The organism is Pseudomonas sp. H3_E07 (assembly GCF_054668895.1).
This window is the reverse complement of the sequence record NZ_CP162795.1, coordinates 6,142,390-6,156,528: the sequence shown is the minus strand read 5'-3', so window position 1 is coordinate 6,156,528 and position 14,139 is coordinate 6,142,390. Positions and strand designations below refer to the sequence as shown.

Sequence of the window (14,139 nt, the reverse complement as noted above, 5' to 3'; positions counted from 1 at the left end):
GGCCACCCGGCGCATCTATATCGTCGCGCTGTACTTGCAGCAGGACGAAGCGGGGCAGGAGATCTACGACGCCCTGCACGCCGCCAAGGCTGCGCGGCCGGAACTCGACATCGTGGTGGTGGTTGACTGGTTGCGTGCCCAGCGCGGCTTGATCGGTGCCGGCAAGCAGCCCGGCAACAGCGCCTGGTACCAGGCCATGACCCAGCGCCACAGCAGCGAAGTGCCGGTGTACGGCGTGCCGGTGCAAACCCGCGAGTTGTTCGGCGTGCTGCACCTCAAGGGCTTCGTGATCGATGACTCGGTGCTGTACAGCGGCGCCAGCCTGAACAATGTGTACTTGCACAAATTCGACAAGTACCGTTTCGACCGCTACCACCTGATCCACAACAAAGCGCTCGCCGATTCCATGCAGCACCTGGTGGAGCACGGCCTAGTGGCATCCAAGGCGGTCAATCGCCTGGACCTGCCCAATCCGCCCACCACCCGTAGCCTGCGCAACGACATCGGCGATTTGCGCAGCCGCCTGAAACACGCGACTTACGACACCACGGCGGGGCAGTTGCCCAATGGTCAACTGTCGGTCAGCCCCTTGCTCGGGGTCGGCAAGAACAACCCCCTGAACCGGGTGATCCTCGAACTGATTGCCAGCGCCCAGCATCAGCTGACCATCTGTACCCCGTACTTCAACCTGCCGCTGCCGGTCACCCGCGAAATCAACCGCGCCCTGGCACGTGGGGTGAAGATCGACATCGTTGTCGGCGACAAGACCGCCAACGATTTCTACATCCCGCCCAGCGAGCCGTTCAAGGTCATTGCTGCGCTGCCCTACCTCTACGAAATCAGCTTGCGCCGCTTTGCCAAGCGCCATCAGCCGATGATCGACAGCGGCCAGTTGAACCTGCACCTGTGGCGCGACGGTGACAACACGTACCACCTCAAAGGCATGTGGATCGACCAGCGCTACACCTTGCTCACCGGTAACAACCTCAACCCGCGCGCGTTCCGCCTCGACCTGGAAAACGCGTTGTTGATCGATGATCCCAAGCATGAGTGGCTGGTGCCGCGACGCACCGAACTGGCGCAGATTTTCCAGCACACCACGCGTATCGAGCGTTATCAGGACCTGCAAACACTGCCGGACTACCCAGAGGCCGTTGGCAAGTTCCTGCGCCGGGTCAGCCGCGTTCGTATCGAACGATTGCTGTACCGCATCCTGTAAACCTGCAGGCAAAAAAAAGACCCAGCCCCTTCAACCGGGGACTGGGTCTTTTTTTGTCTGTCGCTTAGTTCAAGCCCAGCTTGCCACGCAAGGTGGACAGGTCTTCTGCCAGGGTGTTGACCGGGCCCACCAGGGCCTTGCGGTCGTTTTCCTTGACCTTGTCGTAGGTCTCGAAACCACCGTCCTTGGTTTTGTACTTGGCCAGGATCTTGTCCACGGTGGCGAAGTTCTTGTCGACCTTGGCCAGGAAGGCTTTGTCTTGTTTCTCGATCTGGCCACGGAACAGGTCGACGATTTTCTTCGCGCCGTCGATGTTGCCCTGGAAGTCATACAGGTCGGTATGGCTGTAGCGGTCTTCTTCACCGGAGATCTTGGTGGCGGCGACTTCTTCAAGCAGGGCTGCGGCACCACCTACGACTTTTTCCGGTGGGAAAGTCAGGCCATCGACGCGCGTCTTGAGGTCGTTGACGTCGGTGTTGAGCTTGGCAGTCAGCTCTTCCAGGCCTTGGGTAGTGTTCTGCGAGAACAGTACATACTCGATGCGGTGGAAGCCGGTGAAGTCATCGGCGGTCACGCCCTTTTCATGATCGTCGACGCGGGAGTCGATGGATGCGTCGAGGTCGCTGAACAGCTCGGCGATCGGCTCGATGGACTCATAGTGCACGCGGGTCGGCGCGTAGAGTTTCTTGGCGGTGGCCAGGTCGCCCTTGTTGATGGCGTCGGTAAAGGCCTGGGTCTGGGTGACCAGCTCGCCGATTTCTTCGGTGACGTAGATTTTGTAGTCCGACACCGGCCCGACCAGGTCCAGCGGCGCGGTAGCGGCGAAGGCTGCCAACGGCGAAAGGGTCAGCAATAACGACAACGCGATAGACGACTTTTTCATGGGACGGTTTCCGCTCTGGGGTGTGTTTTAGGTCTGGGCAGTGGTGTGGGGGTGCGTTGCAGCCAGCAGCGTGCGCCCGATGAAATCCTTCGGTCCCGTGACCCCCGGCAAGGTGAAGAAGTACCCGCCGCCGACCGGCTTGAGGTATTCCTCCAGGGGCTCGCCGTTGAGCCGGGTTTGCACGCTGATAAAGCCTTTCTCCAGGTCAGCCTGGTAGCAGATGAACAACAGACCCATGTCCAGCTGACCGTTTTTGTTGACGCCGTTGGAGTAGTTGAACGGTCGACGCAGGATCAGGTTGGCCTGAGTCTGCGGGGTGCGCGGGTTGGCCAGGCGAATGTGGGCATCGAGCTTGGTCACCTTGCCTTCCGGGTCCTTGCTGTAGTCGGGCACCTGGGTTTCTTTGTCGCCGTCCATGGGTGCGCCGGTCGGCTTGATGCGGCCGATGATGCTTTCCTGTTCTTGCAGCGGGGTACGGTCCCAGCGCTCGACGAAATTGCGGATGATGCGCACGGCCTGATAGCTGCCGTTGGCCGCCCAGGCCGGTTCATCGCTGCCCGGTTGCACCCACACAATCTGATCCATGGCCTTGGTGTCGTTGGAGTTCGGGTTGGCCGAACCGTCACGGAAGCCGAGGAAGTTGCGTGCGCTCTGCGCGGGTTCGCCAGGTTTACTCGGTGCCTGGGGCGGCACGCTGCCTTCCTGTTTCCAGCGCACCAGCAGCAGGTCGGGCAGGTTCTTAACGATGTCGCGCAGGGCGTGGATATTGGTGTCCGGCGTGTTGGAGCTGAACTGCAGGCTCAGGTCACCGTGGCACTGCGCCGGTTCCAGGGCGTCGTTGGGGAAGCCAACCATGCGGCTCAGGCGTTTGGGCTTGACCGCGCCAAGGCCGAAGCGCTCATCGAACAGCGATTCGCCGACGGACACGGTAATGGTCAGATTGTCTGGCGTGACCACCGGGCCGAGGATGCCGGAGTCGGTAGGTGGCAGTTTCGGGTCGACTTGCGGCACGGTGCCGCCGGTCATCAGGAAGGCAATGCGTGCGTTCAAGGTGCGGAACAGGCGCTCCAGGTCCTCGCGGTCGCTGGCCAGTACATCGAATGCCACAAGCATGCCGCAGGCTGGGCGCGGGGTGACGATACCGCTCTGGTGGATGCCGAAGAAGTCGTGGTGATCCTGGGTCTTGTCGCTGCGCGGCGCGGTGGTGACTTGTTCCGCGGCGGCGGCCATGGCCGGGCAGGTCAGGGCGCTGCCGGCAATGGCGGCGCCGGTGGCGGCCATGCCCAGCAAGACACGGCGGCGTTGGTGGTCAAATTGTCCTGAATCACTCATGTGTGCGGTCGTCTTCACTTCAGGCCGGAAAGGCCAAGGGCGGGGTCGATTCCATCGAGTGCAGCGGCCAGAGCCTTGGCCTTGTCGGCGATCTGCTGGCGCTGATCGGCGGTGACGCTGTCGTAGTGGCGGTACTGGCCGTCTACTTTCAATTCGTTGAGTTGGCTGTCGAAGGCCGTAAGGGCGCTGTCCACGTTAGGCAGCAGGTCGGCGGCGGACTTGGTCAGCAAGGGGCGCATCAGGTCGACGACTTTGTGCGCAGCTTCCAGGTTGGCGGCGAAACCATTGAGGTCGACATGGCTGTAGCGTTCCTCTTCACCACTGACGGCACGTACATCGGCCAGGCTGTTGAGGTTGCGCACCACAATGCTGACCAGTTGCTCCGGCGGCAGTGACTGGGCGAGCAGTTGTTGCTTGAGGGTGGTGACGTCGGTCAGCAGACGCTGGGCAATCGGCGCCAAGCCGTCGAGACTGCGTTGCTGGAACAGGCTGTATTCGAGCCGGTGGAAACCGCTGAAGGCCGGGTCTTGCTCGCGCTTTTCAAAATAGTCGGCGCGGGCGTTGATCGCGTTGTCCAGCTCCGCCAGGCGTTGCGACGCCGGGGCCAGCCGTTGGTAAGCCTCGCGCGCCGGAACGTAGAGCGCTTGAGCCTGGGCCAGGTCGCCAGCGTCGATGGCTTGTTGCAACGCGGTTACGGCCTTGATCAATGCACTGCCCTGGCCGCTCAGGTACACACGGAACTCCGACAGCGGCCCAATAAACGCCACCATCGACGGCTTGGCCTTGGCTTGCGCGTCGGATTCCGCGGTCGGCGTCACGTGCAAGGTACCGCGGGGATTGCTCAGCAAGCCGCAGGTGATCGCGTAGTCGCCCGGCAGCAGGTTGGCGTTGATCACCTGGCTCAGGCCTGGGGCGATGTTTTCCCGTTCTTCGACCACCAGCACACCGTCGAGGATTTCCCATTCCACTGCACGGTCGGAGCGGTTGATGATGCGAAAGCTGGCGCGGCCAGCGGGCACGCTCAGTTCATTGGGCTCGCAGGCGTGGCCATGGAGGGTCACCGCGATTTCATTGTGGTTGGTCTGGCGCTTGCTGGCCGCCAGTTGCGAAGCGTAATAGAACAGGCCACCGGCAGCGATCATCACGACCACCGACCCCGCCACGGCCCAGCGCAGGGCGCGGGGTGGCGAGGAGGGCTGAGGAGTAGGGTTGGACAAGAGGCGGTCCTTACTGGCTGGAAACGGAAGAAGGTGTGGCCGGTGCGGTGGGCAGGAAGAACATCACCAAGGCCACCACCAGATAAATCAGGTAGGCGCCGAGGGTGCTGATGGTCGGCGCTTCCTGATAGCCGAACATCCCGGCCAGTACTGAGCCCAGCGGGCTGTCCATGGGCAACGCGGCACTGAAGTCGAACAGCACGGTCTGCAGGTGATTCCACACGCCTGCTTCATGCAGGGCCTGCACCGAATTGGCGAGGATGCCGGCAGCCACCACCAGGATAAACAGGCCGGTCCAGCGGAAAAACGCCCCCAGATTCAGGCGCATGCTGCCGGTATAGATCAGGAAACCGACGATGATCGCGAGGATCAGGCCGAGCAGGGCGCCTATGGGTGCGGCTGGTCCTTCGCTCTGTTGGAACACGGCCAGCAGGAAGAACACGGTTTCCAGGCCTTCGCGGGCCACGGCGAAAAACACCATGAGGATCAGCGCGGTGACCTGGTGTTTGGAACCGGCCAGGGCGTGGTCGAGGGATTCGTGCAAGGAATGCTTGATGGACCGCGCCACTTTGCGCATCCAGAACACCATGGAGCTAAGGATGCCCACGGCGACCAGGCCAACCACGCCTTCAAACAATTCTTGCTGTTTTTGCGGGAACTCGGCGCTGACCAGTTCCAGGCCCCCTCCGACCAGCAGGGCCAGTGCAGCAGCGAGAAACACGCCGATCCACACGGCGGGCATCCACTGGCCACGGCCGGTCTGTTGCAGGTAGCTGGCGATGATGCCAACGATCAATGCGGCTTCAATGCCTTCGCGCAGCATGATGAGGAAAGGAACGAGCATTCGGCACCGCGTCACAACTAGATAGGGTGCTAATTTGTAACATAATGATACTCATTGCTAAACAACAATCCTTGACGTTTGCTGAACATGGGCTGAACGGTGGTGGCAATGCGCGTCCGCCCTTATGATGCGTGCCATTCTTTGCGCAGCTGGATACGCGGTTCACCATGTCGGAAAAAGACACCATCTCCATTCATCTTGTGCGTGAAGCTTTATTGCAAAGCTGCGCGCCGGGGGCGGCCAGTGCTGAAGTGCTGCACGACGCCGGGATAGACCCGCAGTGGCTCGCCGAACCTACCGCGCGGGTTTCGGCCACTACCTACGCACGCCTATGGCGCCTGTTGGCACGCCGTACCGATGATGAGTTCTTTGGCATGGACCCGCGCAAGCTCAAGTCCGGTAGCCTGGCGTTTCTCTGCCGCGCTGCAATGGCGCAGCCAACCCTCGCCACCAGCCTGGAGACCGCGCTGGGGTTCCTGTCACTCATGCTGGAGCGGATGCCCGCTGAGTTGGTGCGTCAACAAAGTCTGGCGGAGATCGTGCTGGTCGAGCCCGAGGCTGAACCCAATCGCGCCTTCACCTACTTTACCTACTGGATGATTGTGCACGGCGTGGCCTGTTGGCTGGCAGGACGACGTATTCCAATCCTGGCGATTGAGCTGCGCTGCGCAAAACCGGACTTTTGCGCTGACTACCAGGTGATGTTCTCCGACAACCTGCGTTTCGATCGGCCCCGTACGCGGATGATCTTCTCTGCCGACTGCCTGGACCTGCCAATCAAGCGCACCCCGGAAGAACTCAAGCGTTTCCTGGCTCACGCACCGGCCAATATCCTGGTCAAATACCGCGATCCCGACAGCCTCGCCACCCGCATCAAGCACGACCTGCGCCAGCTCCCCCCCAAACCTGGCCGGAGACTGAAGGTCTCGCCGTCAGCCTGTGCATCTCCGCCTCAACCTTGCGGCGGCGCCTGGCGGAGGAAGGGCAGACCTACCAGGGCCTCAAGGACAGTGTGCGCAAGGAATTGGCGATTGTGTGGTTGGCGGAGCCACAGATCAGTTTTGCCGAGATCGCGGAGCGGTTGGGGTTTGCGGATACGAGTTCGTTTTATAAGGCGTTTCGTAAATGGAGCGGGTCGAATCCGGGGCATTATCGTGGGCTGATTTTAAACTTGGGTGTGGCTGGGGATTCAAGTCCTGTACCTGAGTGTTGAGTAACTTAATAGTCGTCCTCATCCTGATCGTCAGGGGGAGCGTAAAAATCTCGAAGGTCTATGTATTGATAGTTGCTATCGATAACGGTATTTAGAACACTCATTCCGAGTTCGGGATCGTTTGATTTTAAGGTGGTGTTGTTGTTGGCATATGCTTTTTCAAGCTCCTCAAATAAGGACTTTTCAAATATGCCCCACGCTTCAAATGAGATCAAGGTTGAGTGCTCTATCATAAACGCTTTTAGGGCTGGCCAACTGAGGAAACCTTCGGATTGCGCTGAGCAAAATGTCCGAAGAAACTTCAATGAATCTTTGTATTGTTCACCAATGGATGCTCCGTGCCCCTCTGGCGAGTACTCAAACGCGACTTTTTTAATGATCCTATCCAGCATGCAATCGTCCTCGATAGCAAACGTGCGAACAAAGCGTTCGAGCATTTTAAAAGGCGCAACGTTGACCACGGTGATGAAATACGGCGCTAGCGTTTCTGTTCGTTCATTTTTCCACAAAAACGCAAAGCCATTGTTACTCTGCGCTCGTCCCTTGGCGGCGATATACTTGGTGGCTGTCTGCATCTGTTCAACGTACGCTGAAATACGTTCTCTTGCCCCTCCTCGGTAAAGCTCCATGTCATAAAGAGAAATATGAAATCCACCTAAGTGCTCATCGCTCAACAAGACGCTCAGATTGCCCTCTATAAGTTCTTCAGGTGGTACCAGTTCTAATTTAATCTGATCGTCTCTTTGGATTGGTCTTAGGCATACAACTCGTTTGTTGCCCCATACGATTTCGTTGAAGATATAGTGCCTAAGCAATACCGGCCAGTCGGGTGAGACCACAATGCTAATGACATCGGACCCTGCAATAAAAGGGAGGTACTGTTTTATCTCAGCGGTATAGGCGCCCAATTCTGTGCCCGCTTGTCGCGTGGGTCCAGACTGATTTTTTAGCTCAACCACGACTACCGCTTCACTTTCAGAAGAGTAGAGGAGAAAATCGGGTTTCAGTATGTCGCCTGGATCAAGCGATATGTTTTCATTGGCAGAAATCACAATGTTGAAATTCAGGGCGTCCAAGCAAAATTCATAGCTCTTAGTTATGTACCCTTCCTCAATAGACTTTGGTTCTGGTACATCACTCGATTCCACCAGCTCCCCGAAGCCGTCGACATTCTCCAATTGCTCTGCCATCCACATTTGCATGGCTGCTTCATTCGCAAAAATCGCCATAAACCTTCCGTAGTTCAGCACCAACGTTTGATAAAGATTGCATCAGTTTTTTGTAGTATGGCCGAAAGGATGCCATAGGCGAGCAGCTTGATGCCATGGTGATGTCGCTGTGGCTATGTCAAAAAAAGCCCCGTGACCGAATGGACCACGGGGCAAAAAATTGGCTGGATGCGACCAACCAAAGGAGCTCTTTACATCACTTGGCGCTGGCGACCACCGTATCCGGCTGCCAGCCGCCCCCCAGCGCTTTGTAGATCGCGACAATCCCGCGATACAAATCCACTTCGGCCTGGGCCTGGGAGTCTTCGGCGGCCAGGCGCTCACGTTGTGCGTCCAGCAGCACCAGGAAGTCCACGGTGCCTTCGCGGTAGCGGATCGCGGCCAGGTCGGCGGCGGCGCGGCTGGATTCGCTTTGGCGGATCAACGAAACCAGGCGTTGCTGACGTTTGCCGTAGTCGCTGAAGGCGTTTTCGGATTCTTCCAAGGCCAACAGGACTTGCTGCTCGTAGGTCGCCAGGGCGCCGTCCGCCTCGGCATCGGCGCCGCGCAAACGGGCGCGCACGCTGCCCAGGTCAAATGCTGCCCAGGTGATGCTTGGGCCCAGGGTCCAGGCATTCGCGGCGGACGAGCCGATCTGCGAGCCTCGCCCGGCGGTAAAGCCGAGGAAGCCGCTGAGGCTGACCCGGGGGAACAGGTCGGCCTTGGCCACGCCGATACGCGCCGTGGCAGCAGCCAGTTTACGTTCGGCGCTGAGGATGTCCGGGCGACGTTGCAGCAATTGCCCTGGATCGCCAATCGGCAACGCCTTGGCAATTGCCGGCAGGTTTTTCGGGCCCAGGTCGACGCTGAGCTTGTCGGGACGCTGGCCGAGGAGGGTGGCGATGCGGTTGCGCTCGCGCACTTGTTCGGCTTGCAGTTGCGGCACGCTGGCCTCAACCGCCGCGAGACGCGCGTCGGCACGCTCCACGTCGAGCTGGTCGCCCACACCGGCATCCCGCAGGCTGACGGTGATGGTGCGCGATTCCTGCTGGTTCTTCAGGTTGTCCAGGGCAATGCGTTCACGCAGTTGCGCACCACGCAGTTGGCCGTAGGCGTCCACCAGTTCGGCAATCATGGTGACTTGCAGCTGGTACAAGTCAGCCTCGGCGGCCTGCTGGTCGGCGTCGGTGGCTTCCAGGTTGCGCTGGATGCGACCGAACAGATCCAGTTCCCAGGCCATGTCCAGGCCGAGGTCATAACGCTCACTGTTAACGCGCTTGGTGGTCTGGCCCGGGATTTGCCCCTTGGCCAGGTCACTGCTGGCACGGCTGGTGATGGTCGGCATGGCGTCATTGCTGGCGTCATCGCGGATCGCCCGTGCCGCCCGCAGGCGAGCAAAGGCGACGCGCAGATCCCGGTTACCTTGCAGCGCCTGGGTTACCAGTTGGTTGAGGGTCGGGTCCTCGAACTGTTGCCACCAGATGCCTTCGAACTTGGCGTGGTCATACTGCTTGGCATCGGCAGCGGCCGTGATATTGGCCGCCTCCGGTGTCTGGGTTTTGTAGTCCGGGCCCACGGCACAGGCGCTCAGCGCCAGTACCAACAAGCTCGGCAGGAATACTTTCACACTCATTGCTGTGTCTCCAGCTTCAAGGCCTTGGCCGCTTTGCGCGCTTCGCTGCGCTCTACATAGCGACGGATCAGTACGTAGAACACTGGCGTCAGCAACAGACCGAAGAAGGTCACACCGATCATCCCGGAGAACACCGCCACGCCCATGGCATGACGCATCTCGGCACCCGCACCGCTGGACAACACCAGTGGCACCACACCCATGATGAAGGCGAACGAGGTCATCAGGATCGGCCGCAGACGCAGACGGCAGGCTTCCAGTACCGCAGCGAGCGGATCGAGGCCTTCTGCCTGTTTGTCCTTGGCGAACTCGACAATCAGAATCGCGTTCTTACAGGCCAGGCCTACCAGAACGATCAAGCCGATCTGGGTGAAGATGTTGTTGTCGCCACCCGAGATAATCACCCCGGTAATCGCCGACAGCAGTGTCATCGGTACGATCAGGATCACCGCCAATGGCAGGCTCCAGCTTTCGTATTGGGCGGCCAGTACCAGGAACGCCAGCAGTACGCAGAGCGGGAACACGAACAGCGCAGTGTTACCTGAGAGGATTTGCTGATAGGTCAGGTCAGTCCACTCGTAGGTCATGCCGTTGGGCAGTTCTTCTTTCAGCAGTTTCTCGATCGCCGCTTCAGCCTGGCCCGAGCTGTAGCCCGGTGCAGCGTTGCCGTTGATTTCAGCGGTGATGAAGCCGTTGTAGTGCATCACGCGGTCCGGGCCCGAGGTGTCGCTGACCTTGATGAAGGTCGCCAACGGGATCATCTCGCCTTTGTTGTTGCGCACTTTCAGCTGGCCGATCTGGTCTTCATCCAGGCGGAACTGCTGCTCAGCCTGCACGTTGACCTGGTAGGTCCGGCCGAAGCGGTTGAAGTCGTTGGCATACAACGAACCCAAGTAGATCTGCAGGGTATCGAAGATGTCGCTGATCGCCACGCCGTGGGTCTTGGCCTTTTCACGGTCGATGGCGGCATCGACCTGGGGCACGTTGACCGTGTAGCTGGTGAACAGGCCGAACAGCTCCGGCGTGGTACGGCTCTTGGTGATGATGTTCTGCACTTCTTTGTACAGCTCGTCGTAACCCAGGTTGCCACGGTCTTCGATCTGCAGGCGGAAACCACCAATCGTACCCAGGCCCTGTACCGGCGGCGGTGGGAAGATCGCCATGTAGGCTTCCTGGATGTCGCTGTATTTACCGTTCAACGCGCCGGCAATCGCACCGGCTGACATGCTCGGGTCTTTACGTTCGTCGAACGGTTTCAAGGTCACGAACACGATGCCGCTGTTCGGGCTGTTGGTGAAACCGTTGATCGACAAGCCCGGGAAGGCTACGGCAGCTTCCACACCCGGTTGTTTCAGCGCGATGTCAGACATGCGCTTGATCACGTCTTCGGTGCGGTCCAGGCTCGCGGCGTCCGGCAATTGGGCGAAGGCCACCAGGTATTGCTTGTCCTGGGCCGGTACGAAACCGGTCGGGGTGTGGGCAAATCCGAACCAGGTCAGCACCATCAAACCGGCGTACAGGAACAGGGCGATGCCGCTGCCGCGAATCACACGGCGTACGGTGCCGACATAACCGTGGCTGGCTTTTTCGAAAAAGCGGTTGAACGGACGGAACAACCAGCCGCCGAAAATCTTGTCGAGAATCTTGGAGAAACGATCCTTCGGCGCGTCATGGCTGCGCAGCAACACCGCGGCCAGTGCAGGGGACAAGGTCAGCGAGTTGAACGCCGAGATCACCGTCGAGATCGCAATGGTCAAGGCGAATTGCTTGTAGAACTGCCCGGTCAAGCCGCTGATAAAGGCAGCTGGAATGAACACCGCACACAGCACCAGCGCCGTGGCGATGATCGGGCCGGTCACTTCGCTCATGGCTTTTTCAGTGGCCGGGAACGGGTCCAGGCCCAGTTCGATGTTCCGTTCGACGTTCTCCACCACCACGATGGCGTCGTCCACCACAATACCGATGGCCAGTACCAATCCGAACAAGGACAGCGCGTTGAGCGAGAAGCCAAACAGGTGCATCACCGCAAACGTACCAATCAAGGATACCGGCACGGCCACCAACGGAATGATCGAGGCGCGCCAGGTCTGCAGGAACAGGATCACCACCAACACAACCAGGATCAACGCTTCGAACAGGGTGTGCACCACCGCTTCGATGGAGCCGCGCACGAAGATGGTCGGGTCATAGACGATGCTGTAGTCCATGCCTTGCGGGAAGCTCTTTTTCAGCTCTTCCATCTTGCCGCGCACTTCGTTGGAGATCTCGATGGCGTTGGAGCCAGGGCGCTGGAAGATCGGGATCGCCACGGCCGGCTGGTTGTTCAGCAACGAACGCAGCGCGTATTGGCTGGAACCCAGCTCTACCCGTGCGATATCTTTCAAACGAGTGATTTCACCGTTATCGCCGGAACGGATAATGATGTTCTCGAACTCTTCCTCGGTCACCAGGCGACCTTGGGTGTTCACCGACAACTGGAACGCGGTGGCGGTCGGGGCAGGTTGCGCACCCAGGGCGCCGGCGGCCACTTGACGGTTCTGCTCACGGATCGCGGTCACCACATCGGTGGCCGTCAGGTTGCGCGAAGCGGTCTTGTTCGGGTCCAGCCACACCCGCAGCGAATAGTCGCCCATGCCGAACAATTGCACGTCACCCACACCGCCCAGACGCGCCAACTCATCCTTCACGTTGAGCAGGGCGTAGTTGGACAGGTACAGCATGTCGTAGCGCTGATCCGGGGAGGTCAAGTGCACCACCATGGTCAGGTCGGGGGAGGCCTTGTCCACGGTGATACCGATGCGCGTCACTTCCTCAGGCAGTTTCGGCTGAGTCCGGGTCACGCGGTTTTGCACTTGCACCTGCGCGTTGTCCAGGTCGGTGCCCAGGGCGAAGGTGATGGTCAGGGTCAGCTTGCCGTCGGCGGTCGACTGCGAGGACATGTACAGCATGTTCTCGACGCCGGTGATGGCTTGCTCCAACGGAGCGGCCACGGTTTCACCAATGACTTTGGGGTTGGCGCCCGGGAAGTTGGCGCGTACCACGACGGTCGGCGGCACCACTTCCGGGTATTCGCTGATCGGCAGTTGGAACAGCGAGATCGCACCGGCGATCAGGATCAGCAGCGAGAGCACTGCTGCGAAGATCGGCCGCGAAATGAAGAACTTGGAAAAATTCATCTTGAGTCGTATCCCTTAACCGCGTGGGGTCGCAGCGCTGGCAAGTTTCGGCGCGGCTTTATCCGGCGCCACTTGTTCCAGATTGCTGGCTTCAAGCGCTTGTCGTTGTTGGGCCAAGGCGGCGAGGGTTTCCTTGCTGGCCATCGGAATGGTTTCCGGGGCGACCGGCGACCCTGGGCGCACGCGCTGCAGGCCCTTGACGACGATGGTGTCTTCTTTGTTGAGGCCACTGCGCACGATGCGCAAACCTTCGATCTTCGGCCCCAGTTCCACTGAGCGATAAGCCGGCTTGTCGCCTTCCATCACCAGCACGAACTTCTTGCCGAGGTCGGTGCCGACGGCTTCGTCGTTGATCAACACGGCGGAGTAGGTGCCGCTGCCAACCAGCTTCAAGCGGGCATACAGGCCAGGGGTGAATTCGCCTTTGCTGTTGTCGAACACGGCGCGACCACGGATGGTACCGGTGGCCGGGTTGACCTGGTTGTCGACGAAGTTCATCTGGCCCTGGTGCGGGTTGCCGGTCTCGTTGGACAGGCCCAGATAAACCGGAGTGGTCGCACCGCGACGGCCTTGGCGAGCCAGTTCGGTGTACTTGAGGAACACACGCTCATCAGCGTCGAAGTAGGCGTAGACCTTGTCGGTGGAGACCACGCTGGTCAGCGCGGTGACGTCGGCGGTCACCAGGTTACCGGCGGTGATTTCGGCACGGCTGACACGCCCGCTGATCGGCGAGGTCACACGGGTAAAGCTCAGGTTCAACTTGGCCAGGTCCAACTGCGCCTGGATCCCGGCGACGGCAGCGCGGGCTTCCTGGGCAGCGGTGGTGCGCGAGTCGGCCAGTTCGGCCGAAATCGCATTGCTCTGGCGCAGGCGCTCGCCGCGTTGGGCTTCGTTATCGCTGCGGGTGGCGGCGGCGCGGGTTTGTTGCAACTGGGCTTCAAGGCGGCGGACTTCAGCCTGGAACGGACGCGGGTCGATCTGGAACAGCAGGTCGCCTTTCTTTACCAGGGCGCCTTCAGTGAAGGCCACCTGATCGATCTGGCCGGACACGCGCGGACGGATCTGTACGGTTTCGGGGGCTTCCAGGCGACCGGTGAACTCGTCCCACTCGTTGACCGGTTGTTCCAGCACCTTGGCCACGCTGACTTTGGCAGCAGGCATGGCGGCCGCTTGTTCCGGGGTCTTGCCGCACGCGCTCATCACCACCACGGCCAAAACCGCCAGGGGGAAGCGCAAATGTTTGAGTGACTGTTCCATGAGGTGCATCCGCCAATGTATTTGAGATGGGCGGATCATGCGCGGCGCTGTGCTATGTCACGAATCGAATGAAGCAAAGGTAACTATCATTCGGAATGATATAAGCGCGAGATTAGCCCTCTAGTATGGGGGTTTCGTTAGGGAGCTATCAATGAGA

Annotated in this window: 9 protein-coding genes and 1 pseudogene; 2 read left to right on the top strand and 8 right to left on the bottom strand. The window is 59.8% G+C overall.

From position 1 onward, the window contains the following. Positions 1 to 1,219: CDP-diacylglycerol--serine O-phosphatidyltransferase (gene pssA, locus AB4O08_RS28385; protein ID WP_460143649.1), on the top strand; the 1,219-nt coding region annotated here is incomplete at its 5' end. 64 nt (positions 1,220 to 1,283) lie between these two features. On the opposite strand, the gene efeO (AB4O08_RS28380) is transcribed toward pssA, so the two are convergent. From efeO (AB4O08_RS28380) to efeU, 4 genes are read right to left on the bottom strand one after another with little or no spacing between them, the layout of a single operon-like run. Beyond that, positions 1,284 to 2,102, bottom strand: a complete 819-nt coding sequence (efeO, locus tag AB4O08_RS28380; RefSeq protein ID WP_010210607.1) for an iron uptake system protein EfeO — start codon at positions 2,100 to 2,102, stop codon at positions 1,284 to 1,286. A gap of 27 nt (positions 2,103 to 2,129) precedes the next feature. Beyond that, positions 2,130 to 3,434, bottom strand: coding sequence for an iron uptake transporter deferrochelatase/peroxidase subunit (gene efeB, locus AB4O08_RS28375; protein WP_010210606.1), 1,305 nt, complete (start codon positions 3,432 to 3,434; stop codon positions 2,130 to 2,132). Positions 3,435 to 3,448: 14 nt separating this feature from the next. After that, complete coding sequence (gene efeO, locus AB4O08_RS28370) at positions 3,449 to 4,651, bottom strand: iron uptake system protein EfeO (protein WP_044287144.1); 1,203 nt, start codon at positions 4,649 to 4,651, stop codon at positions 3,449 to 3,451. Positions 4,652 to 4,661: 10 nt separating this feature from the next. Beyond that, complete coding sequence (gene efeU / locus AB4O08_RS28365; RefSeq protein ID WP_010210603.1) at positions 4,662 to 5,495, bottom strand: iron uptake transporter permease EfeU; 834 nt, start codon at positions 5,493 to 5,495, stop codon at positions 4,662 to 4,664. Between the two features lie 167 nt (positions 5,496 to 5,662). Between efeU and AB4O08_RS28360 the strand changes: the two are divergent. Next, a pseudogene (locus tag AB4O08_RS28360) lies at positions 5,663 to 6,708 on the top strand (AraC family transcriptional regulator). Positions 6,709 to 6,713: 5 nt separating this feature from the next. On the opposite strand, the gene AB4O08_RS28355 reads toward AB4O08_RS28360, so the two are convergent. From AB4O08_RS28355 to mexE, 4 genes are all read right to left on the bottom strand, one after another. Then, entirely contained in the window at positions 6,714 to 7,937 is a 1,224-nt protein-coding gene (locus tag AB4O08_RS28355) for a hypothetical protein (RefSeq protein ID WP_021491993.1), read from the bottom strand. A 196-nt stretch (positions 7,938 to 8,133) separates the two neighbouring features. Then, positions 8,134 to 9,549, bottom strand: a complete 1,416-nt coding sequence (locus AB4O08_RS28350) for an efflux transporter outer membrane subunit (protein WP_460114609.1) — start codon at positions 9,547 to 9,549, stop codon at positions 8,134 to 8,136. Beyond that, complete coding sequence (locus AB4O08_RS28345) at positions 9,546 to 12,725, bottom strand: efflux RND transporter permease subunit (protein ID WP_010210597.1); 3,180 nt, start codon at positions 12,723 to 12,725, stop codon at positions 9,546 to 9,548. Before AB4O08_RS28345 ends, AB4O08_RS28350 begins: the two co-directional genes overlap by 4 nt. Before the next feature lie 15 nt (positions 12,726 to 12,740). Further along, entirely contained in the window at positions 12,741 to 13,982 is a 1,242-nt protein-coding gene (mexE, locus tag AB4O08_RS28340; RefSeq protein ID WP_042571180.1) for a multidrug efflux RND transporter periplasmic adaptor subunit MexE, read from the bottom strand. Between the last annotated feature and the right edge of the window lie 157 nt (positions 13,983 to 14,139).